This window comes from Flavobacterium sp. WC2409 (assembly GCF_041200085.1).
Classification (GTDB): Bacteria; Bacteroidota; Bacteroidia; order Flavobacteriales; family Flavobacteriaceae; genus Flavobacterium.
This window is the reverse complement of record NZ_CP165625.1, coordinates 3,141,657-3,164,627: the sequence shown is the minus strand read 5'-3', so window position 1 is coordinate 3,164,627 and position 22,971 is coordinate 3,141,657. Positions and strand designations below refer to the sequence as shown.

The following is a 22,971-nucleotide window of genomic DNA, read 5'->3' as shown; positions in this document are numbered from 1 at the left end:
TTCGTTAAAATGAGGGAGTTTTTTACAAAAGTATGCGTCGAATCTTATTTTTCAATCAAAATTGTGAGATTACATTTTATAAGTTAGTAATAAATACTTTAATTTTGAGACATAAATTTTTTGTACCCATGACAAAATACATTACAATTCTATTAATTATTCTATTCTATTCCTCGGTTGATGCCCAAAATCAATTACTTTGGAAAAAAATGGATTCTAGTGTTGCGTCTGCATTAGATAAAAACAGCAATAGCCCAAATGCTAATAAACAAATGGCATTTCAGTTGAATGATAGCTTTTTAAAACAACTATTAACAAAAACTGACAATAAAACGGATGAAGTAAGCGGGATTGAAATTACAGTTCCAAATGCAAAAGGGGAATTAGAAAAATTTTTAGTTAGAGAATCTTCTAATTTTGAGCCTGAATTGCAAGCAAAATATCCAGAGATTAGAGCGTATGTTGGTGTAGGGATTACAGATAAAAAAGCATCTCTAAGTTTTAGTATTTCTCCAAAAGGAATTCAAACTATGGTTTTAAGGGGTGATAGCGGATCTGAGTTTATCGAGCCCATCTCAGGAGAATCATTATATACAATTATTTCAAATACAAACAGAGAAACAGGGAAATTGCCTTTAAATTGTAAAACAGAAGATGTAAGTATAGACAAACAATTACTAAACAGAACCGCTAAGATTTCTGCCAATAATAAAGTTTTTAAAACATTACGATTAGCATTATCCTGTACAGGTGAGTATACGGCTTATCATGGAGGAACTATTGCTTTAGCTTTAGCTGCTATGAATGCGACAATGACAAGGGTTAACGGAGTTTTTAATAAAGACTTGGCAGTGAAATTAGTGATTATTAGCAATAATAATCTAATAATGTACACCAATGCAGCAACGGATCCTTATTCAGATGCAACGGCAGGAGCAGGAGGGGCGTGGGCTCAAGAGGTACAAGATAATTTAAGTAGCACAATTACTAATGGGGGGTATGACATTGGCCATCTATTTGGAGCATCTGGAGGTGGGGGAAATGCAGGTTGTATTGGTTGTGTGTGTGTGCCGCCATCAGTTGCGGTTCCTTTAGGAAAAGGAAGTGCTTATACTTCTCCATCTGATAATAAACCCGAAGGTGATACTTTTGACATCGATTTTGTAGCACATGAAATGGGACATCAATTAGGGGCAAATCATACTTTTTCTTATGAACTTGAGGGAACGGGGGTAAATGTGGAGCCAGGAAGTGGCTCTACAATAATGGGTTATGCTGGTATTACAACGGATTATGATGTGCAAGCTTATTCAGATGATTATTTTGCATATGCAAGTATTAAGCAAATACAAGATAATTTATTAACAAAAACATGTCCTACAAGTACAACAATTACGAACAGTCCACCAACGATTAACGCTGGTTTGGATTATACTATTCCTAAAGGTACTGCCTTTATTTTGAAAGGTACTGGTTCAGATCCCAATGGGGATACAGTTACTTATACTTGGGAACAAAACGACTCTGCAGTAACTGCTGATAAAGCAAATAGTTTAGCTGTTTCGTCTAAAGCAGATGGCCCCTTGTTCAGATCATTACTTCCAAGCAGTAGTGCTACAAGGTACATGCCTGCTTATGCTAATGTTTTGTCGAATAAACTAACCAGTAAATGGGAATCGGTTGCAACAGTGGCGCGAACACTCCATTTTGTTTTGACAGGAAGAGACAGTGCGGCCGCGGGCACCGCCCAAACAAATTCGGATGAAGCTATAATTTCAGTAAGTGGAACAGCTGGACCATTCGCGGTGACCTCACAAAATACGGAGAATTTAAGTTGGTTTCAAGGAACTAGTGAAGTTGTTAATTGGGATGTAAATGGCGCCAATGCATTAGCAGGATCTGCAAATGTAAATATAAAACTATCTACTGATGGAGGACTAACTTTTCCAACAGTGTTGGTTGCAAATACTCCAAATGATGGTGTGCAAATTATTACTGTTCCTAATGTTACAGCTAAAAACTGTAGAATTCTAGTAGAACCAACAGCCAGTATTTTTTATGCTATAAATAGTAAAGCTTTTTCTATAGGATATTCTGTAAGTTCTACTTGTAATACCTATCCTTTTACAGCTCCATTTGCAATTCCAGAACAAGCTGCTTATACAACAAGAACTATTACTGTTCCAGCGACTTCAGCAACTGTTTCTGATGTGAATTTTAAAGTCAATTTCACTCATGCTTTTTTATCGGATGTCGAAATGGAGGTGGTAAGCCCTCTTGGAACAACCGTGAAATTATTTGACAAAAGTTGTGGAAATACAAACAGTACTTTGGACTTGATTTATGATGATTCAGGCATTGATTTAGTATGTGGTACAACTACATTACAAACAGTAACGCCTTTTCAAGCTTTAGCAGCGTTTAATGGCGAAAACCCATCAGGAACTTGGACCTTTAGAATCCGTGATGCTTATAAGAATGATACGGGTACTTTAAATTCGGCATCCATCGCGATTTGCGCTCAATCCTATACGCTTTCAGCAGCTGATTTTGAGATTAGTGATTTTGTGATGTATCCAAATCCAAATAAAGGGAATTTTAACATTCAGTTTACAAGCCAATCTTTAAATGGTGTACAAGTCTACGTTCACGATTTATTAGGCAGAAAATTATTTGAAAAAGCATTTACAAACGAAACCGTTTTTAATAAAAATATTCAATTGCAAGATTTGCAATCAGGAGTCTATTTGTTAACGGTTGTTGATGGTGATAGAAAAGAAATAAAAAAATTGGTAATAGAATAATTATTTTAATCTAAAAAAAAAGGGAAACGTACTAAGTGCGTTTCCCTTTTTTTATTTACCGTTATAGGTTGTCATAGTATTTTCTAATCCTGCGGTTCCAAATGATTTTATAATTTCGGATGCAGTTTCTAAGCGTTCAGGCAGAGCTACTTTCTCAGCATCATCCCAATCTCCAAGGACATAATCTATTTGTTTTCCTTTTTTGAACTCATCACTGATTCCAAAACGGAATCGGGTGTATTGATTGGTGTTTAAAACTAGGTTGATGTTTTTAAGTCCGTTATGACCCCCATCACTTCCTTTTGGTTTAATGCGGATGGTTCCAAAAGATAAATTTAAATCATCGGTGATGACAAATAAATTTTCCAAGGGAATATTTTCTTTATCCATCCAATATTGTACTGCTTTACCGCTAAGATTCATGTACGTATTAGGTTTTAGCAGTAAAAAGGTTCTTCCTTTAAATTTGTATTGAGCAAGTGCGCCTAGTTTTAAGGTTTCGAAGGAGAGACTTTCTTTTTTGGCTAGGTGATCCAGTATTTTAAAACCGATGTTGTGTCTTGTGTTTACATACTCAGCACCAATGTTGCCAAGTCCTACAATTAAAAACTTATTACTCATGCTTTTTATATTGTTTTTGTGGTGTTCGTGAACCTCCGGTTTTATATGATCTGTGTTTTCTTCTGTTTTTGGTGATGAAAACAGGCTGTGTATCCATTTTATCATTATGCAAAAGTAAACTTAATTAGATAATTTGTCAATTAGATAATTAGATAATTTTATGGAGTAGGTTGGAGTAGTTTTCTAAGGATAAATAAAAGTGGTAAAATAGCCCCGATAGTAATGGAAATCCTTTTTGTTCGCCTTTTTTGGCGGGCAAAAAGATTGAAATGAATAGCGGGTAAAATGTTTATGAAAGTAGGTAGTTGTGCTTCAAAAAATATAAAAAGTCAAGAACAAAAAAAAGCACCAGTTGTAAAACTGATGCTTTTTGAATTTGTAGAGAAAATATTATTTTTTCTTTCCTTTTGCAGGTCCTGCTTTTGCAGCTTTTGCAGCTTCTTGAGCCGCTTTCATAGCAGCACGAGAAATCTTCACTTGACAAATTACTGTATTGTCAGGGTGCATGATTTTGAAGTTTTCAGATGGCACTTTAGTAACGTATAATTTGTTACCCATGTTAAGTGGTGTAATGTCAGCTTCAACAAAATCAGGAAGATTTTTAGGTAATGCTCTTACTTTTAATTTACGGTTGTTTAAACGTAAATCTCCACCTGCCATAACTCCTTTAGAGTTACCAATGATTTTAACTGGAACTTCAATAGTGATTTCTTTGTCTTCAAAAATTTGAAAGAAGTCAATATGTAAAATTTTGTCAGACACAGGGTGAACCTGAATGTCTTGAAGAATTGCATTGAATGATTTTCCAGTACCAAGTTCAATCACAACTGTGTGAGCGTTTGGAGTGTAAACCAAGCTTTTGAATGCTTTTTCTTCTGCTGAAAAATGTACTGGTTGATCTCCTCCGTATAACACGCAAGGAACCGCTCCAGCATTACGTAAGGCTTTAGTCGCAACTTTTCCCACGCTTTCTCTTTCTGATCCTTTAATTGTAATCGATTTCATTGTAAAAATTATATAGTTATTAAATATTCTACTTGTTTGTGGTTACATAATAAATTTTCCACTAATGGAATTGTTATGATGTACCATGTGCATAACTTCAGCAAAAAGAGGGGCACAACTCAACACTCTTATTTTCTTTGATTCTTTCTTTAATGGAATAGAATCGGTAACAATTAATTCTAATAATTTAGAATTTTCTATTTTTTCGTAGGCGCTTCCTGATAAGATGGCGTGTGTACATATTGCTCTTACACTCAGTGCTCCTTTTTCCATCATTAAATCAGCGGCTTTCGCCAAAGTTCCTCCGGTATCAATCATGTCATCTACTAAGATTACATTTTTACCTTTTACTTCACCAATTAATTCCATGGTGTCGATAATATTGGCTTCTTTTCTTTGTTTGTAGCAAATAACTACATCCGATTCTAAAAACTTAGAATACGCATACGCTCTTTTTGAACCTCCCATATCAGGAGAAGCGATTGTCAAATTGTCCAATCCTAAACTTTTTACGTACGGTAAAAAGATAGTAGAGGCAAAAAGGTGATCTACTGGTTTTTCAAAGAATCCTTGAATTTGATCTGCATGCAAATCCATTGTCATTACTCTTGTTGCTCCAGCAGTTTCTAGCAACTTAGCTGTTAGTTTAGCTCCTATCGGAACTCTTGGCTTGTCTTTTCTATCTTGTCTAGCCCAACCAAAGTAAGGAATTACTGCAGTTATATGTCTAGCCGAAGCCCGTTTTGCAGCATCTATCATTAGTAATAATTCCATCAAATTATCTGAATTTGGGAATGTAGAACAAACAATAAACACACGTAACCCTCTGATAGACTCTTCGTAAGAAGGTTGAAATTCACCGTCACTATAATGTGACATCGTAACCTTTCCTAGTGGTATTCCGTATTCTGCAGAAATTTTTTCAGCAAGATAGACACTTTGTGAACAAGCAAAAATTTTAGCTTCTGGTTCTAGGTGTGACATTTAATTTGTTGTTTTTATTCCGCTACGCTCCATACTGTTCGGCTTCGTCAATTGTCTAAGCCAGATGTTTGTATGCGCCTCGGGTGTAGTTAGTTGTGTGTTGCGTTTTTAACGAGGTGCAAATTTATAAAATTTATTCAACTCTGAAAGGAAAAAATTAAGTATTTTTAGTAGAATTTTTAATATTATTTTTTACATTTGCACCGTGTTAAAGGAATCGATGGTTGATTTATTACAATCTCCTCTTTTATTGCGTTGAAATAACTGTCGTTATTTCATGTCTAGCTAAGCCCGGATGGCGGAATTGGTAGACGCGCTGGTCTCAAACACCTGTGGGAAACCGTGCCGGTTCGACTCCGGCTCCGGGTACTTAAAAACCTCTTAATCGATTGATTAAGAGGTTTTTGCATTTTAATGGGTAGCCAAAAGGGTGGCTAAATATTTTTATTTAAACTTGGAGTTTGAGAATTTGGCTCATTTAAAGGCTTGTCAAACTTCATAATAATTGGCATTGGGAAATCTACACCAGTCAATATAGCTTCTCCTTCTCCTAAAATGGGCAAAAACTCTAATGTATTCTTGTTCGCAGAACTACAAGCATTGTTGATTGCTTCTTTGTCGTTATGATTTATTAGTCTATGAACAATGAAAGTTCCCATTTGACTTAACGTACCTTGGGGAATATCTCTCGGCATTTGAGTAGCAATACAAAGAAATAAACCGTGTTTTCTACATTCTTTGGCAATAGATTCGAAAGCATCCAATGGTTGAGAGTCAAAATATTCATCTTTTATAGATTTATTTAAAAACTGATGTGCCTCATCCATTAAAACTATTATCGGATTATTTTTAAAAGTCCTAATTCTAGCTTTATTTAGCAGATATTTTCCTATTGCGTTCGCCAAAATTTCTCTGACCTGAAAGTCAAAAGGGATGTTTCCAAAATTTAATCTAAGCAAATTGTTGTCACTGCTTATAAAATCATCCAATATATTTGTTATATCATTTTTGTTTTTTATTTTCTTAAAACCAAATATATTTTGATAAATTGATGAGTTTATTATGTTATTAATTCTTGAAATTAGACTGATGCAGTAAGAAATGTCACTTTCATTTCTATCTCCCCATTTTTCAGGAATATCTATTTTAGCTCTAGGATTTCCTTCCCACTTGGAGGCAGAATCCCATATACATTCTTGAGAAAGTTGAAAAGTTAATTTTTCAATGTCAAAATCTGAATTCCCATCTTCAATACTTGCAATATTTCTAAAATAGAATTCTTCATATGGTCTTTTGTCTGATCCTGCTTTCTTTAATAGACCGTTTTCGATTTTTGTAAAAACAGTCGTTTTACTTAAATCCTCGTTTATAACCTCTTTAGTTAAATTAAGATCATTATTGAGTTTAACTATTTTTAAAGAACGTATAGCCTCCATTAATTTTGGGACTTGCGTTTTTGATGATGGCCTTAACAAGAAAAAAATATCATCTATAGTTAACTGGGAATAATGGAAAACGTGAGTACCATCACCTATATTTATTGTTGTTGATTTCTCATATGAACCATCATACTCCCCAGTAGCATCAATTAAAATTGCTTTATTACCCGTTTCTATCAACGATTCAATTAATTTGCTCACTGTGTAACTTTTTCCACCTCCAGTTGTACCCACAACAGCACAATGACGACCAAATATTGATTGTAAATTCACTTTTATTTCAGTGGAAGGACTTGAAACTAGATTACCTAATTTAATAGGCTCTGAATTTTCTCCATCTTTTACCCCAAATCTTGACATATATTCTTGAACAAGCTGACCAGAACTAACAAATACTTTAGCTCCTATGTTTGGATAAGAGGTTAATCCTTTCTTTACTTTCAAAGGTTGGTAAAGGTCAAAGGATAAAAGTATTTCAATTTTTCCAGTTGGGTGAAAATCGCTAGTTTGAAATGCTTTTTCGTTTAGAGAAAGTCTTTCAGATTCAGGAAGTGATAATTCTGTTATTCTACCTAAAAAACCATTTTTATCCCCTTCTATTATAACAAAACTACCCACTAAACCACCATTAAATTCTTCTCCAAAATGTGTAAAACCATTTAACAATATTGAGGAAGGAAAATGAACTTTTACATATTGAGGAAATACTTGATTAATGTAACCAAGAAAATACTCGTGTCTAAATGGATTAATCTTTAGTTGGCTCATTTCTTAGGTTTATAGTGGGTAAATCATTGTTTTCATAAGTTCCAATTTCTGGAAAGTAATCTGCAAAATCAGAAAATGTTTCATTGACCATTAATATACGTTCTGTTTGGAGTGCTAAACGTTTAATTTCTTTTAGTGATGTTGCAACGTTGTTATTGTCAAACCCAGGATCTATAATCGCTAAACGAAAACTTGGGTTTTGATTTAAAGCTTCTTCAATAGCAGAATTAATATGTTTGTCGTTAAAACTATAGCCAATACATAATAGTAATGTGTCGTTATTGATTCGCAAATTACGTTGAAAACGAGCCATCATTTCGAAAAATGGTTGGTCATAAGAATCTTCATATTTTGCCTCTCTTGGGTATACCATTAGAGGTTTTACTGCATTTTCTTTTATTATAGTTTTATCTCCATTTCTTTCCCAATTTACAGAACCATGTAATTTATGTAAATGAAAGACTCTTTGAATAAAATTATCTTCCTCTTGTACTTTACTATTTTCTCTTTGTACAATATCATAATCGAAGTATCGACCACTGAAAGTTCTGGGGAAAGTAAAAGAAAATCCATCAATCATAATGGCATTAATTTTTTCGGATGCATATTCAAAAAGTAAGTCGTAATTTAAAGTAAAGACTTTAATTCTTGGACTTGTTACTTTTCTCTGTAATAATTTTTCTAAAAGAACTTTATGGGGAAATTTAGTTGCATCTTCAGGACATGGAATTGAACAATTTGTTTTTATAATTTCAAATAAGTCTTTTTTTATATCAGATAATTTAACTTTCTTTTTATCTAATTCAATTTCTATGTCAGCATAAAAATGGATAGTTCCTTCTATTTTAGACAATAGGCTTTCTAAATTTGTATCTGTGTAGTCGTGTTTTACTTGCTTGCAGATTATTTCAAATCCATTTTCTTCGATTTTATCTTCATCCAATAAATCAAATATTTTATATTGCTTATCAGCTAAATTCCAAAGGGCTTTCATTGAAGGACCTTTTACATCCATAGAAGCTCCTGCACCTGTAAGAATCAGAAAATTTTTGAAAGGTTTTCTAAAGAATGAACTATATATTTCTCTTTTTAGGCTTTGAGCATCCTGAACAGTTGGAACAATTGGCTTATCATCTTCTCCTTTCTTATTAAAAGGTCTTAAGTCTTTAATAGAGTTTAGAACTCCTTTATCGAAAATAGGATTTTCTACTTCAACTGTTTTGTACTTTCCATTAATTAACAAATATTTCCATTCCTCTTTTTCCATAATTAAAACACTTTAAATTTAACTCTCAAATTGTTATATGACTTCTCTTTAATTCTTTTTATCCATACCTTTGATATGTTTATCAAAATCAGAGTTGATTTTTTGTGTTTTATTAAAGCTGTCGTATTCGTTCGATGCTTTATTTAAGGCTTGTTGGTGCGAAATTGTTCCTAAACCTTCTAAGACTTTGTATTCGTTAAAATTGAGAAACTTGTTTACGCTTTCTGCCAAGGCTTCCATTGTAAAGGTATTTTGGCGTTCAATAAGATTTTCGATATAATCAAAATAAGCGGATACTGTACGTTCCAGTTGTTTGATTTCTTTTTCTTCGAGATAGTTTTTGGCTATTCCTGTGTCCAACTTTAAAATTCTTCCGTTTGGTGCATTTTTCCATGAAGTTAAACCCATGTTTTCGGTTTTGCTATCTGCTTTTAGATAAATGATTTCGGCTGCAGTTTTACCTGTTATGGCAAAGTGGAATTTGTTTTGAACTGTAGCGTAAAAATTCTTGGTTACTTCTGCTTTTGGATTGTAATCCATGCTACATTCTGCAAATATATCTGTGATTTGTTGGTATATTCTACGCTCACTCGCTCGAATAGAACGAACCCTATCCAATAGTTCTTTGAAATAATCTTTTCCAAATATGGTTGTACCTTGTTTTAATCTTTCATCATCCATTGCAAAACCTTTGATGATGTACTCTTTAAGGGTAGTGGTTGCCCAAATACGGAACTGAGTTGCTTTGTTAGAATTTACACGATAACCAACAGAAATAATTGCATCTAAATTGTAGTATTTAGTTTTGTATTTCTTACCATCGGCTGCAGTTGTTTCCAAAATGGAAACAACTGCATTTTCAATTAATTCACCACTTTCAAAAATGTTACTTAAATGTTTGCTAATAGCAGGAACGCCAACAGTAAATAATTCTGAAATAGCTTTTTGTGTTAACCATATTGTTTCATCACTTAAAACAACCTGTATTTTTATATCGCCATTTGGAGTGCTATATAAGATAAAGTCGTTGTTATTAGGTATTAATTCACTCACGATTGTAGATTTTTTATTTTAGTCAAATTAGGCACTTAAAGTCTGTTTTGCTTTCGGTACTATTTTTAAATTATTGAATTAACTAACGTAAGTATCAAATATAGATAAATAAGAACGATAAAACGTCAAGTCATTTTATGAATTGATTGGTGTAGTTTTTCTATCAAGAATCTATTATACTAATTACAATAGTCTTCTATTGTTAACACATACCTTTTTAGTAGTTATCTCACTCTCTTATTTTATGAAAACAGGTAATTCCAAATATCTTAATTACATCGTTTTATATATAAATTTATTTTCGTATTCTTGTAAGTGTAAATAAAACACTTAAAAATGAAAAAAATAATTTTCTTGTCTTTGTTGTTCGTTTCATTGACCTCTTTCGTACTGAAACCAACTGCTTATTATTTTGTCAATTCAGATAAAACAGTAAAAATCGAATTTAATCTAAATTCAGAAAATACGCCTTCTTATAAGGTCTTCTTTAAAGATAAGGTGGTTATCAATACATCGGAACTTGGCATTATTAGAGAAGATGCTAATTTTTATACGGGTTTAGAAATAGTTTCTGTTTCTAAGCCCATACCTATTCAATCTAGTTATACTATGTTGCAAGGGAAACGAAAACAAATCTCATACACCGCAAATCAATATACGGTGAGTTTGCAAAATAGTAAAGGAGAGGCGATGGATATCATTTTCCAGCTATCAAGCGATGGAATTGCTTTTCGTTACCATTTTCCAGAAACGTTAAATGAGATTAAAAAAATTGTAGAGGAAAAAACCAGCTATAATTTTGATGCCACTACTAAAGCCTGGTTGCAACCCATGTCTAAAGCTAAGACGGGTTGGAAAGAAACCAATCCTTCCTATGAAGAGCATTATGCAATGGGGGTACCTGTTAATACAAAACCTGAAATTGGCGAAGGCTGGGTGTACCCCGCTTTATTTCAATCTAATGCTACATGGATTTTAGTTTCCGAAGTTGGTTTGCCAAGAAATTATTGTGGTAGCCGATTGGTCTATAATGATACCTCAAAAGCAATGCAACTTACCTTCCCTCAAAAAGAAGAAGTTTTTCCTGACGGTGCTCTAAATCCACAATCTACCTTGCCATGGTTCACTCCTTGGAGAACACTAACAATTGGCTCCTTAAAAACAATTACCGAAAGTACGATGGGGACGGATCTTGCTGAGCCGTCTATACCCATGGATACTTCTTTTATAAAAAGTGGATTGTCTTCTTGGAGTTGGGTTTTGCTAAAAGATGATTCGGTGAACTTTGATACTACTTTACAATTTATAGATTACGCTTCGCAAATGCATTGGCCGTATTGTTTAATTGATGCCGACTGGGATACCAGAATTGGATTTGTTAAAATGAAAGAATTAGTGGCTTACGCCAAAGGGAAGAACGTAAAACTAATGGTTTGGTACAACTCATCTGGTTCTTGGAACAGTACCGATTATCATCCTAAAAGTTTGTTGTTGACGCATCGCGACAGGGAAAGTGAATTCACAAAACTGGCCGATATGGGAATTGCCGGTATCAAAGTTGATTTTTTTGGAGGTGACGGTCAATCTATGATTAATTATTATCACGATATGCTTACGGATGCTGCCACTCATCATCTAATGGTTAATTTTCATGGCGCTACGTTGCCTAGAGGATGGCAACGTACGTATCCCAATTTAGTTTCTACGGAGGCCGTTAAAGGATACGAATACATTACTTTCTTTCAAGATATTGCTGACTTAGCACCTTCCCATTGTAGCATGCTTCCTTTTGCTCGTAATGTTTTTGACCCCATGGATTTCACGCCGATGGTTTTGGATTCCATTCCTAATATAACTAGAAAAACAACTCCAGCATTCGAACTAGCATTGCCCGTTTTATTTTTATCAGGAGTGCAACATATTGCCGAAATTCCGGAAGGAATGGCCAAAATGCCAAAATATGTAGTCGATTATTTAAAAGATATCCCAACGAATTGGGACGACTCTAAATTCATTGATGGATACCCAGGGAAGTATGTTATAATGGCTCGAGAAAAAGATAACGTTTGGCATATTGTGGGGATTAACGGGGAGAATACAGCCAAGGAAATTGAAATTGATTTGTCTTTTGTGACCAATGTGAATGGTTTTATTATTAGCGAAAACGAAAAAGGATTTCAACAAAATCCAGTATCCAAAAAGACTAAACTCAAAATAACTATGAAATCTCATGGTGGGTTTGTTGTGAAGATTTAGTTTTTTTAATTAGTTTTAATTTGTGAAAAACCTCGAGAGTTTGTGCTTTCGAGGTTTTCTGTTTTTAGGAGCTATTTCCTGCTCTACACTATATCTTTCCTGCCAAAAAATGGCAGGAAAGGATGCCGCTTCGATCAGGGCTAGAAACGGGTGCATCATTTGAAATTTTAAATCAACTAGGCTGAATGTAACTAGCTACAGGCATTTCATCTATAGTTAATAACCTTTATTCCGTTTTGTTTGATAAAATTAGGTCATAAAAAACCCCAGAAGTACTACTTCTGGGGTTACTAACTAGTTCCATATTTAAACCAAAACCACTTAACTTATTTATAGGTATAGAAAATTAATCTATAATAGTTAGTATTTCTATTTCAATTATTTTACTGAAAACTTAAACGTTGTTTGTGTTTTGTAATTTTCTCCAGGGTTTAATACTGTAGTAGGAAAATCTTTTTGATTTGGAGAATCTGGATAATGTTGTGTTTCTAAACAAAAACCAGTTCTACGTGCATAAGTTCCTCCATTTCTCATTGGCAAAGTCCCGTCTAGGAAGTTACCTGAATAAAATTGAATACCAGGTTGATCTGTGAATACTTCAAGCAATCTTCCGCTTCCTGCATCATATGCCGAAGCTGCAAAACGTTCTCCTTTATCTTGATTATTAAGTACCCAGCAATGGTCATAACCCAATCCGTTTTTCAATTGTTCGTTTTTGGCTTCAATTTCAGCTCCAATCTTTTTAGGTTTTCTAAAATCGAAAGGGGTATTAGTCACATCTGTCAATTGACCAGTAGGAATAAGTGTTGCTGCAACAGGAACTAATTTATCTGCATCAATCGTAATTTCATGATCTAAAATAGGTTTAGAAAAATCAGATGATAAATTAAAATAAGAATGGTTTGTTAAGTTTACCACGGTTTTCTTATCGGTTGTTGCCTCATAAAGAATGTCTAATGAATTGTCATTATTCAAAGTGTAGGTTACAAAAACAGTCAAGTTTCCTGGATAACCTTCTTCCATATCTTTACTTACATACTTCAATTTTAAAGCAGCGCTATCGCCTGATTTTGCTTCTTCTGCAGTCCAAATCACTCTATGAAAACCTTCTGGTCCACCATGTAATGCATTTGGTGCATTGTTAATAGCCAACGAATATTCTTTTCCGTCTAGGGTAAATTTACCTTTCGCAATTCGGTTTCCATATCGTCCAATAAGTGCTCCAAAATAAGGATTGTCTTTCATGTATTGGTCCAATGAATTGAAACCAATTACCACTTCTTCTGATTTTCCTTCTTTGTTAGGTACTTTCATAGAAGAGATAATACCTCCAAAAGTGATGATTTTTACTTCCATCCCTTTTTGATTAGTAAGCGTATATTGATCTACTTTTTCCCCTTTTGGTGTAGTTCCATATTCTGATTTTACTATAGATACGGAATCTGTAGCTTTTGTGTCAACGGTAGTTTCTTCCATTTTTTTATCGCCTTTACATTGAACATTCATACAGGCCAAACTTACTATGGAAAATCCATAAATACAACGTTTTACTATATTCATAACTTTAGGTTTTTTTAGAAATTACATTCCATGTTGGAACAAATGATAATATGCTTCATTGGCATTTATTGTGTCTTTAAACTCACGGATTGTTGTTTTATCATCGATAACAAGCAATTCGATGCCTGCAATATCGGCAAAATCTTCCATAAATTCCGTAGTTACTGCTTGGCTATATACAGTATGGTGTGCTCCACCTGCTAGAATCCATGCTGTAGCTGCTATATCTAAGTTGGGTTTGCAATCCCATAACACACGCGCCACAGGAAGTTTAGGTAAATCAGCCATTGGTTTAACCGCAACAACTTCGTTTACAATTAATCTAAAACGAGTTCCCATATCTACTAAAGATACGTTGATTGCTTCACCAGCTGGAGAATTAAATACCAAACGTGCTGGATCTTCTTTTCCACCTATTCCTAATGGGTGTACTTCACATGAAGGTTTTCCATCAGCAATTGAAGGGCAAATTTCAAGCATATGTGATCCTAATACATACGATTTTTGAGGAGTAAAATGGTAGGTGTAATCTTCCATGAATGATGTACCGCCTTCTAAACCTACGTTCATTACTTTTAAAACTCTAACCATTGCTGCTGTTTTCCAGTCTCCTTCCCCACCAAATCCATATCCATCCGCCATTAAACGTTGGGTTGCGATTCCTGGAAGTTGTTTCCATGCACCTAGATTTTCAAAGGTATCTGTGAATGCTCCAAACCCACCTTCTTCTAAGAATGCTCTTAATCCTAATTCGATTTTTGCCGCATCAACAAGTGATTGTCTTTGTGCGCCACCTTCTTTTAATGATGGAGTTAGATTATAAGAAGCTTCGTAAACAGCTAATAAATCGTTTAATTGTTGGTCTGTAATTTTTTCGATATGTTTAGTCACATCAGATGAATCATAACCATTTACTGAAACGCCAAAACGAATTTGAGCTTCTACTTTGTCTCCTTCGGTAACGGCAACTTCACGCATATTGTCACCAATACGAGCTACTTTTAAATTTTGTAATTCATCCCAACCCAAAGCTACTCTTGTCCAGTTCCCTATTTTTTTCTGAACACGTTCGTCTTCCCAGTGTCCTACAATTACCTTACGTTTTTTGCGCATTCTAGACATGATAAAACCAAACTCTCTGTCTCCATGAGCTGATTGATTTAAGTTCATAAAGTCCATGTCTATTGAACCCCAAGGAATTTCGGCGTTGTATTGTGTGTGTAAATGGCAGATAGGTTTTTTAAGAATACTTAAACCACCAATCCACATTTTAGCAGGAGAAAAAGTATGCATCCAAGCCACGATACCAATACAGTTTTTATTTGAATTGGCTTCTAAACACACATTTGTAATTTGAGAAGGGGATTTTACCACATCTTTGTAAACAATTTTCAGAGGAACAAGTGATGAAGCATCTAAACCTTTTGCAATGTGTTGTGAATGTTCTGCTACTTTTCGTAGTGTTTCTTCACCGTATAATTCTTGGCTTCCTACTACAAACCAAATTTCTTTCTGAGATATATCTATCATTTCTTTTTGTTTAATCGTTTAACTGTTTGTTTTTTTAACTGTTTATTTGTTGAATGGATTAAACGATTCAACAAATAAACGATTTGACTATTGTCCGTAATACGAATCTTTTCCGTGTTTGCGTTCGTAATGTTTCTTTATTAACGAATCTTTCAATCTTGGAGCATTAGGATTTATTAGTAATGTAAGATGGGCCATTTCGGCAACCACTTCCAATACTTTACTATTATATACTGCTTTTGCTGCGTTCTTGCCCCAGGCAAATGGGCCATGATTTCCTATTAAAATCATTTCTACTTCCTCATAAGAAAGATTTTTTTCTTTGAAACAATCCAAAATCTGAATTCCAGTATTGTGCTCATAATTTCCTTCGATAAGGGAGTCAGCCATAGGAGCCGCACAAGGAATATCAGAAGTTAAGTGATCTGCATGTGTAGTTCCAAAAATCGGAATGTCTCTTTGCGCTTGCGCCCAAGCCACAGAATATGTAGCGTGCGTGTGTGCTACACCACCTATATTAGGCCAATTTTTATATAAATAGGCATGTGTTTTAGTATCCGATGACGGACGCATGTTTCCTTCAATGATGTTATTGTCAAAATCAACAATAACAATATCTTCCGGTTTTAAGTCTTCATAAGGAACGCCACTTGGTTTTATGGCAAAAACACCGTTTTTTCTATCTACAGCACTAACATTTCCAAAAGTATATACTACTAAATTCAACGCATTTAGTTGCATGTTTGCTTCGTAGCATTCTTGTTTTAAATCGTTATACATAGAGCTCATCTTGTAATTTTTTAAGTGATGGATCTGCAAAAAAGCTCAGTTGTTCGTAACCCAAAAGCAATTTGTTATAAGCAGCAACTTTATCTAATTGAGGAAAATATTCGCTTTCAAAATCACTTCCCATTTTTTTGCTGGCTTCAATTACGTTATCGTAAATTCCTGCTGCAACGGCTGCATATACAGCCGCTCCAAGTGCTGGTGCTTGATCAGATGCAGCTACTTTTATTGGTTTGTTCAATACATTGGCCAAAGTTTGCATGATAAAAGGCGATTTTCTAGCAACACCACCAATTCCGATAACAGTGTCGATTTTTACCCCTTCTTCTTCAAAACGATCTACAATCTTCTTTGATCCAAAACAAATTGCATTTACTAATGATTTAAATAAATGAGGTGCTTTAGTCCCTAATGATAAATTAGAAATGGCGCTTTTGATTTCTTGATTGGCATCTGGAGTTCTTCTTCCGTTGATCCAGTCTAGTGCAATTGGAATACTTTCGGAAACAGGAATTTTCTCTGCTTCTTCTGTTAATTTTATAATTAGATTATCGCTAATTTCTTCTTGTAGTTTTTCTTTTTGTTCCGCAGTCAAAAGGGTAGAAGTAGCAATTAAATTATCGGTGGGCCATAATAATAGTTCTTTGTACCAAGCTAATAAATCTCCAAATGCAGATTGACCTGCCTCAAGACCTACATAACCTGGAATTACTGAACCATGTACTTGACCACAAATTCCACGTACTGTTTTAGTTCCAACTGCTTCTTCTGAAGCTACTAAAATATCACAAGTTGAGGTTCCCATTACGCGAACCAAAGTGTTTTCTTCAATTTTTGCTCCTACCGCCCCAGAGTGTGCATCAAATGTTCCAACCGCAATTACTGTATCCGTTGTAAGTCCAAGTTTAGTGGCCCAGTCTTGGCTTAATTTTCCAGCTACAATATCTGATGTATACGTTTCATCATATAATCTTCCACGAAGAGCGGCTAGGTAAGGATGCAATTGCCCTAAGAATTCCTCAGGTGGCAATCCATTCCAGTCTTCATGCCACATTGCTTTATGACCTGCAGCGCAACGACTTCTTTTAAATGATTTTAAGTCTTTATTATCAATCAATAAATAAGTCATTAAATCGCAATGTTCCATCCAAGTGTAAGCGGCATTTTTTACGGCTTCATCTTGTCGTGCAATGTGTAGAATTTTTGCCCAAAACCATTCTGATGAATAGATTCCTCCCACATATTTGGTAACGTTTTCTCCACCCCAGCTAGCTGATAATTCGTTGATTTCGTTGGCTTCGTTTATTGAAGTATGATCTTTCCATAATACCATCATGGCATTCGGATTGTGTTCAAATCCTTTAGTCAAAGCTAGTGGTGTTCCATCTTCGGTAACGGGTACTGGAGATGATCCTGTAGTATCAATACAAATGCTTCGTATTAATGAAGGATCTACATTACTAGTTTGAACAACATATTTTATTGTAGCCTCTAGACCTTCGATATGATCTAGTGGATGTTGGCGAAACTGATTGATAGATGCATTGCAATATTCTTTGTTTTTCCAACGGGAATAATGACAAACATTAGATGCTATTTCTTGTCCGTTTTCTGTATCTATTAAGACCGCTCGAACAGAGTCTGTTCCGTAATCTAATCCAATAACGTAATTTTTCATTCTAGATTCTTTAAATTGTAATGACAAATATAGTATAAATAAATTATAAGTGTATAAAAAACACTTAATTTAATTAAGGGTTCTAATTTTTATTAAAATGACATAAAAACTGTTGTTTATGAAAGTATTAGCTAATAAATGTATAATTCACTTTTATTTTGTTACGATTACTTCATTTTAATTTTTAAAACAGTAACAGAATAGGGTGGTAGACTTGTTATTGCTTTGTTATTTTTCACTTTAATTTCACTTTCTGTTGGGCTAATTTTTTTAGGATTGGCAAAAGAGTTCTCATCTTCTAAGTTTGCACTAGTAAGGGTAGTCAATGTTCCTTTAGACGATAATTTGCTTCCTTTTAAATCAATATTAACTACTTGTGCTGAAGACGAAGTGTTGACTAATTTTACAATTACGTCTTTACTCACCACGTCTTTTACAGCAGAGGCAAACAAATCATTTTGTCCTGTCACTGCTTTTCCATCTTTGGTTATGTTGATTAAATTGGTTCCTCTATTGGTTGCAAATAATTTTTGAACATAATAATTAGCAGATCCGTAGGCTTCTAAATTATTGAACCAAAGTAAATCTGGTGTCCATTGCCAAGCTTCTTCGTGTGCCATTAATGGAGCATATGAAGTTAGGTTGACTACTTCGGCATTTCTTTCTAATCCAGTCATGAAAGCCGCTTCAGAAAAAGCACATTCCCAATTGTTTTTATTGTCAGGACTTGCAATAGCAACACTTTGTGCAGCATATTCTCCTGCGAAAATCTTAGGTCCTTTTCGATCATAATTGTCGTAACGAGTAGCGTTTTCTCTAAACCATTGTGGGTTTTTATAATAATGCTCATCTACAATTTCGGCATTTAATTTCTTTAACTCTTCCATTCCGTAGTCAAAATAATCTCCTTCTGGAAATGGACCTGCACCTGAGACAATTGTCATATTTGGGTATTGGTCTTTAATCGCTTTTTCAAAAACTTTGTATCTAGCAATATAATCTGGTCCCCATTGTTCGTTACCTACACCAATGAATTTTAAATTAAATGGTTTTGGATGTCCCATATCTGAACGAACTTTACCCCAAGGAGTTTCAATACTACCATTGGCAAATTGGATCAAATCCAAAGCATCTTGAACATAAGGATCTAATTCTTCCATAGGAACCAACTCGCCCGTATTAAATTGACAAGCCATTCCACAACTTAAAATAGGTAAGGGTTGTGCTCCCAAATCTTCTGCAAGTTGGAAATATTCGAAAAATCCCAATCCGAAAGTTTGGAAATAATCGGGTGCTGGTTTGTGTTCAAATTCGGTATTCCAACGGTTAATTAATGTTTCTCTTTTCTCTACATCACCGACTGTTTTTTTCCATTGGTAGCGTTGTGCCAAAGTTCTACCTTCTACAATACAACCTCCTGGGAATCTTAGAAATCCTGGTTTCATATCATAAAGTAACTGAACGATGTCTTTACGCATTCCGTTTTTTCGATGCATCCAAGTGTCTTCTGGGAATACCGAAATCATGTCTAAATCAATAGTACCTGTTCCTTCAAACGTAATTTTCAGTTGTGCTTTGGCTTCGGTTTGAGTAGCGGTTAATTGTGCTGAATATCCTTTCCAATCGTTTGATGTAGGAACAATGCTAGTTTCGCCTAATACTTTTTTGTCTTTATCAATAAATTGGATTATGATTTTTTTAATAGCACCATTGTGATTGGCTGCTTTTAAAGAAAGATTGTATTTTGCATCCTTCTTAATCCCCATTCCTCTGAATCCAACATTGATCATTTCAAATCCTTTGTCATTTTTTACCAGAACTCTACAAAAACTAGGGTTTGTTTTGTTTTCTAATGCCTTAATAGTGGTTGCAATTCCTGATTCGTTATTGAATGAATGAGTGTCACTGTTGGGTTGTTCCCATCCCATAAGTGGCGTGTCGAATTCAAATGAACGGTTTTTGATCATTTCGGCATAAAGACCTCCATCGGCAGCAAAGTTGATGTCTTCAAAAAACACACCGTACATTGTAGGTTGAATTTTAGTAACAGTATTTGTGGTGTTCACTTCAAGCGTCGTCTTTTGGGCTTGACCATAAAAGCCGTTAAGTAAAAGCCCGCATAGCGTAATTTTGGTAATTAAATTTGGTTTCATTTTTACATTTGTTTAAGGTTTAAAGTTTAAAGTTGTGGGTTAATTTAAACTTTAATGATTTGTTTATTTTCTCTATGGATATTGCTTTATTCTTTATAATCAATCCAAACTTTCATTTTTCCAACGCCTCTATTAGACCAGGAATAATAAGGAATGGCTTTTAATTTTTTATTTTGAATCGTATTCACCCCATCTAGAAGGTTATTTTCTTTTTGAACTTTGAAGCTGTCATTGGCATCGACAGTAATTTTATCGAATGCAGTTGCATTGTCAATTTCTTCAATCGCATACACTATTGGACCATATTCTAATGCTACTTTTCCAATATTACTTTCTACTTTACTATTAGTCACTACCTCCTTTACTTCCATAGGAAAATTAAGGGTTATTTTTTCGCCTTTTTTCCATTTACGAGTAATGGTAATATATCCTTTATCTACTTGGTAATTTATTGGTTTTCCGTTTATAGAAACGGTTGTTTTTGCAGATGAAACATTTTTATAACTGTATAAATCTCCAGGTAATACTTGGTTAGTTGCCCAACCTGGTATTCTTAATTTTATAGTGAATTCACTTTCTTTTTTTGGTGAAACAGTAACTGCAACTTTACCATCCCAAGGATAATTGGTTTGTTGAGCAATCTCTAATTCAGTTTTATCTAATGTAATTTTTGCATTATTCGAAGCATATAAGTTCACATACAGTACCTCTTTGCTTGACGAATAAATTAATCCCGGAATTGAAGGAATAAAACGAATTAAATTTGTTGGGCAACAAGAACAATCAAACCATGATTGACGAGTGCAAGAGCCTCTGTTGTTTTTATAAACTCCATCTGATTCTAGTGCATTAGGATAGAAAAATTGTTTTCCGTCTAATGAAATTCCAGAAATTAAGCCATTATACAAAGTGCGTTCAATAACATTATAATAATCAGAACTTCCAGTTAGATTGTGTAATCTATGGTTCCAATACACATCACCAATAGCAGCACAAGTTTCATTATAAGCCGTAAGGTTCGGTAATTCATAGTTTGCACCAAAAGCTTCTCCATCATGTATGGCACCAATTCCACCAGTGATGTACATTTTTTTGTTGACCATGTTTGTCCACAAAGCATTCACTGCATTAAGGTATTCTTTGTCATTCTCGATCGCAGCAATATCGGTCATTCCAGCATACATATAAACGGCTCTTACAGCATGACCCACTGCTTCCTTTTGTTGGATTACAGGGATATCATCTTGGGAGTAGGCTCCATATAAAGCATGATTTTTTGGGTTGCCTCTATTATCTAAAAAGTATTTAGCCAAATTGAAATAAGCTTTGTTTTTTGTAATTTGATATAGTTTCACCAATCCTGTTTCTACAATTTGATGTCCCGGAACTCCATGAACTTGATTGGTATTATCACCAAAAGTTTTAACCAATAAGTCGGCATTTTTTATCGCAATATCTAGGAAGTTTCTTTTTCCAGTCGCTTCATAATGTACTACTGCAGCTTCAAACATATGGCCCGAATTATATAATTCATGACTGATTTGTAACGATTCCCAACGCTTTCCCTCGATAACAGGGACCCAAGTTGCTGGTGGTTTCGCTGGATTTATTGTTCTCCAAGTGGTTAAATAACCATCTTTTTCTTGACCTACTTTTATAATACCAATAAGGGAATCTAATAATTTACTTAGTTTTGGGTTGGGTTCACTAATCAAGGTGTTTGATGCTCCTTCGATAATTTTGTAGACATCGGTATCGTCAAAAGGCATTTGACCTTTTACCTCTCCTTTCATTATACCACCTGCGATCAAAAAGTTATCCATGCGACCTTCTTCCTCACATTTTTGAATCGCATACTCAATTGTTTTTTCTTGAACCTTTTTTATAATGGGTAACCAAAAATTATCAGTAAGTTTTACATTCTGAATATTGACAGGTGTAATTGAATAACCTAAAGTTGAAGCAGTTGTTTTTTTGATTGGTTGTTGTGCCTGTCCAGAAATGGTCATTGCTAAACTGGCGACTACTATTATTGTTTTTTTGAATGTCATTTTAACTGCTATTTATTTTATTAATTCAGTGGGTCCACAATAGGCCAAAGCGCATTGTCCCACTGCATTTGTTTTATTTTTAAGACAGGTCTTCCTTTTTGTTTGACATCATAGGCGTGAAAAATGATATAATCTTTTCCATCCATAGTATAAGCGCCGTTGTGTCCTGCACCATAATAGTTTTCATTGCCTTGAATAAGTAGCGTTCCTCCGCCTTCGTTTAATGCTTTTCCCTCTTTATCAACATAAGGTCCGGTAATGTTTTTGGATCTTCCTACCACTACTTTGTAGGTGCTTTTTTCTCCTCGACAGCACAAATCCCAAGAAAGAAATTGGTAATAATACCCGTTCTTTTTGAAAATAAAAGGAGCTTCAAGTGCGCCATCGCCAGGATCAGTGTCAGCTAGTTCAAATGTTCTTTTGCGTTTTGCAATGGTGTACCATTCTTGAGGTTGAGCAATTGATTTTAAATCAGGATTTAATTTTACCATTTTCAAGCCATTCCAAAAAGAACCAAAAGCCAACCATGGAACATTGTTTTCATCAAATGTCAAGTTGGGATCTATGGCGTTCCACAAATCACGATTTGGGATGGATTGAATCACAATTCCTTGATCGACCCATTTGTAAGCAGGGTCTTTTGGATCCAAAGTAGTATTGGTTGTTACCGCAATTGCCGAAGTATTTTTTGCGAAAGCAGAAACCGAATAATACAAGTAATAAGTATTGTTGTGGAAAGAAATATCTGGTGCCCAGATGTGATTGTTAAAATCAGGTACAACTGCATCCACCCAGGTTGGTTTTTCATTAAATATTGCTGGTTCTGGTTTCCATTTTTTTAAATCTTTAGAACTAAAAACACTGATACCTTGTCCTGTACAGTAGATATAGTAAGTATCTTTTTGTTTAATCATCACTGGATCATGAACCGTAATATCTTGCGCCCATGATGAACTAGTAGCGATTATTAGTAAAAGTAAGAATTGTATTTTTTTATGTATTTTCATTATACTTAT

General features: G+C 34.5%; 15 protein-coding genes and 1 tRNA gene. 3 read left to right on the top strand and 13 right to left on the bottom strand.

Going from position 1 to position 22,971, the window contains the following annotated elements; all coding sequences use genetic code 11:
- Nucleotides 1-128 precede the first annotated feature (128 nt).
- Nucleotides 129-2,804: a reprolysin-like metallopeptidase gene (locus AB3G34_RS13520; RefSeq protein WP_369752733.1), complete on the top strand. Its 2,676-nt coding sequence runs from the start codon at nucleotides 129-131 to the stop codon at nucleotides 2,802-2,804.
- Nucleotides 2,805-2,855: 51 nt separating this feature from the next.
- Here the strand turns inward: AB3G34_RS13520 and pth are convergent, their stop codons facing one another.
- From pth to AB3G34_RS13505, 3 genes are all read right to left on the bottom strand, one after another.
- Entirely contained in the window at nucleotides 2,856-3,530 is a 675-nt protein-coding gene (pth, locus tag AB3G34_RS13515) for an aminoacyl-tRNA hydrolase (protein WP_369752732.1), read from the bottom strand.
- Between the two features lie 285 nt (nucleotides 3,531-3,815).
- A complete protein-coding gene (locus AB3G34_RS13510) occupies nucleotides 3,816-4,430 on the bottom strand; it encodes a 50S ribosomal protein L25/general stress protein Ctc (protein ID WP_369752731.1) in 615 nt (204 codons plus the stop codon).
- 42 nt (nucleotides 4,431-4,472) lie between these two features.
- Nucleotides 4,473-5,414 (bottom strand): ribose-phosphate pyrophosphokinase, encoded by a 942-nt coding sequence (locus AB3G34_RS13505; RefSeq protein ID WP_367755845.1) that lies wholly within the window; start codon nucleotides 5,412-5,414, stop codon nucleotides 4,473-4,475.
- Between the two features lie 289 nt (nucleotides 5,415-5,703).
- Here AB3G34_RS13505 and AB3G34_RS13500 point away from each other — a divergent pair.
- Nucleotides 5,704-5,783, top strand: a tRNA-Leu gene (locus tag AB3G34_RS13500).
- A 65-nt stretch (nucleotides 5,784-5,848) separates the two neighbouring features.
- Here AB3G34_RS13500 and AB3G34_RS13495 read toward each other — a convergent pair.
- The 3 genes from AB3G34_RS13495 to AB3G34_RS13485 are packed head-to-tail and all read right to left on the bottom strand — an operon-like array spanning nucleotide 5,849 to nucleotide 9,941.
- Nucleotides 5,849-7,621 (bottom strand): ATP-binding protein, encoded by a 1,773-nt coding sequence (locus AB3G34_RS13495; protein WP_369752730.1) that lies wholly within the window; start codon nucleotides 7,619-7,621, stop codon nucleotides 5,849-5,851.
- Nucleotides 7,602-8,888 (bottom strand): SIR2 family protein, encoded by a 1,287-nt coding sequence (locus tag AB3G34_RS13490; protein ID WP_369752729.1) that lies wholly within the window; start codon nucleotides 8,886-8,888, stop codon nucleotides 7,602-7,604. Before AB3G34_RS13490 ends, AB3G34_RS13495 begins: the two co-directional genes overlap by 20 nt.
- A gap of 48 nt (nucleotides 8,889-8,936) precedes the next feature.
- Nucleotides 8,937-9,941 (bottom strand): virulence RhuM family protein, encoded by a 1,005-nt coding sequence (locus AB3G34_RS13485; RefSeq protein ID WP_369752728.1) that lies wholly within the window; start codon nucleotides 9,939-9,941, stop codon nucleotides 8,937-8,939.
- 336 nt (nucleotides 9,942-10,277) lie between these two features.
- Between AB3G34_RS13485 and AB3G34_RS13480 the strand changes: the two genes are divergently transcribed.
- Nucleotides 10,278-12,197, top strand: coding sequence for a glycoside hydrolase family 97 catalytic domain-containing protein (locus AB3G34_RS13480; protein ID WP_369752727.1), 1,920 nt, complete (start codon nucleotides 10,278-10,280; stop codon nucleotides 12,195-12,197).
- 378 nt (nucleotides 12,198-12,575) lie between these two features.
- Here the strand turns inward: AB3G34_RS13480 and AB3G34_RS13475 are convergent, their stop codons facing one another.
- From AB3G34_RS13475 to AB3G34_RS13445, 7 genes are all read right to left on the bottom strand, one after another.
- Nucleotides 12,576-13,757 (bottom strand): aldose epimerase family protein, encoded by a 1,182-nt coding sequence (locus tag AB3G34_RS13475; RefSeq protein ID WP_369752726.1) that lies wholly within the window; start codon nucleotides 13,755-13,757, stop codon nucleotides 12,576-12,578.
- Between the two features lie 21 nt (nucleotides 13,758-13,778).
- Nucleotides 13,779-15,287, bottom strand: a complete 1,509-nt coding sequence (araA, locus tag AB3G34_RS13470; RefSeq protein WP_369752725.1) for an L-arabinose isomerase — start codon at nucleotides 15,285-15,287, stop codon at nucleotides 13,779-13,781.
- An 87-nt stretch (nucleotides 15,288-15,374) separates the two neighbouring features.
- Nucleotides 15,375-16,076, bottom strand: coding sequence for an L-ribulose-5-phosphate 4-epimerase (locus tag AB3G34_RS13465; RefSeq protein WP_367772475.1), 702 nt, complete (start codon nucleotides 16,074-16,076; stop codon nucleotides 15,375-15,377).
- Entirely contained in the window at nucleotides 16,060-17,751 is a 1,692-nt protein-coding gene (locus tag AB3G34_RS13460) for a ribulokinase (RefSeq protein ID WP_369752724.1), read from the bottom strand. Before AB3G34_RS13460 ends, AB3G34_RS13465 begins: the two co-directional genes overlap by 17 nt.
- Nucleotides 17,752-17,918: 167 nt before the next feature.
- On the bottom strand, nucleotides 17,919-19,904 hold the full coding sequence (locus AB3G34_RS13455; protein WP_369752723.1) for an alpha-L-arabinofuranosidase C-terminal domain-containing protein: 1,986 nt from the start codon (nucleotides 19,902-19,904) through the stop codon (nucleotides 17,919-17,921).
- Nucleotides 19,905-19,990: 86 nt separating this feature from the next.
- Complete coding sequence (locus AB3G34_RS13450; protein WP_369752722.1) at nucleotides 19,991-21,955, bottom strand: glycoside hydrolase family 127 protein; 1,965 nt, start codon at nucleotides 21,953-21,955, stop codon at nucleotides 19,991-19,993.
- Between the two features lie 20 nt (nucleotides 21,956-21,975).
- Complete coding sequence (locus tag AB3G34_RS13445) at nucleotides 21,976-22,962, bottom strand: arabinan endo-1,5-alpha-L-arabinosidase (RefSeq protein WP_369752721.1); 987 nt, start codon at nucleotides 22,960-22,962, stop codon at nucleotides 21,976-21,978.
- Between the last annotated feature and the right edge of the window lie 9 nt (nucleotides 22,963-22,971).

Excerpts from the sequence above, each read along its gene's own strand:
- AB3G34_RS13445 (WP_369752721.1), bottom strand. The coding sequence starts at position 22,962 with ATGAAAATACATAAAAAAATACAATTCTTACTTTTACTAATAATCGCT.
- AB3G34_RS13450 (WP_369752722.1), bottom strand. The coding sequence starts at position 21,955 with ATGACATTCAAAAAAACAATAATAGTAGTCGCCAGTTTAGCAATGACC.
- AB3G34_RS13510 (WP_369752731.1), bottom strand. The coding sequence starts at position 4,430 with ATGAAATCGATTACAATTAAAGGATCAGAAAGAGAAAGCGTGGGAAAA.
- araA (WP_369752725.1), bottom strand. The coding sequence starts at position 15,287 with ATGATAGATATATCTCAGAAAGAAATTTGGTTTGTAGTAGGAAGCCAA.
- AB3G34_RS13465 (WP_367772475.1), bottom strand. The coding sequence starts at position 16,076 with ATGAGCTCTATGTATAACGATTTAAAACAAGAATGCTACGAAGCAAAC.
- AB3G34_RS13495 (WP_369752730.1), bottom strand. The coding sequence starts at position 7,621 with ATGAGCCAACTAAAGATTAATCCATTTAGACACGAGTATTTTCTTGGT.
- AB3G34_RS13475 (WP_369752726.1), bottom strand. The coding sequence starts at position 13,757 with ATGAATATAGTAAAACGTTGTATTTATGGATTTTCCATAGTAAGTTTG.
- AB3G34_RS13520 (WP_369752733.1), top strand. The coding sequence starts at position 129 with ATGACAAAATACATTACAATTCTATTAATTATTCTATTCTATTCCTCG.
- AB3G34_RS13460 (WP_369752724.1), bottom strand. The coding sequence starts at position 17,751 with ATGAAAAATTACGTTATTGGATTAGATTACGGAACAGACTCTGTTCGA.
- pth (WP_369752732.1), bottom strand. The coding sequence starts at position 3,530 with ATGATAAAATGGATACACAGCCTGTTTTCATCACCAAAAACAGAAGAA.
- AB3G34_RS13490 (WP_369752729.1), bottom strand. The coding sequence starts at position 8,888 with ATGGAAAAAGAGGAATGGAAATATTTGTTAATTAATGGAAAGTACAAA.
- AB3G34_RS13505 (WP_367755845.1), bottom strand. The coding sequence starts at position 5,414 with ATGTCACACCTAGAACCAGAAGCTAAAATTTTTGCTTGTTCACAAAGT.
- AB3G34_RS13455 (WP_369752723.1), bottom strand. The coding sequence starts at position 19,904 with ATGAAACCAAATTTAATTACCAAAATTACGCTATGCGGGCTTTTACTT.
- AB3G34_RS13480 (WP_369752727.1), top strand. The coding sequence starts at position 10,278 with ATGAAAAAAATAATTTTCTTGTCTTTGTTGTTCGTTTCATTGACCTCT.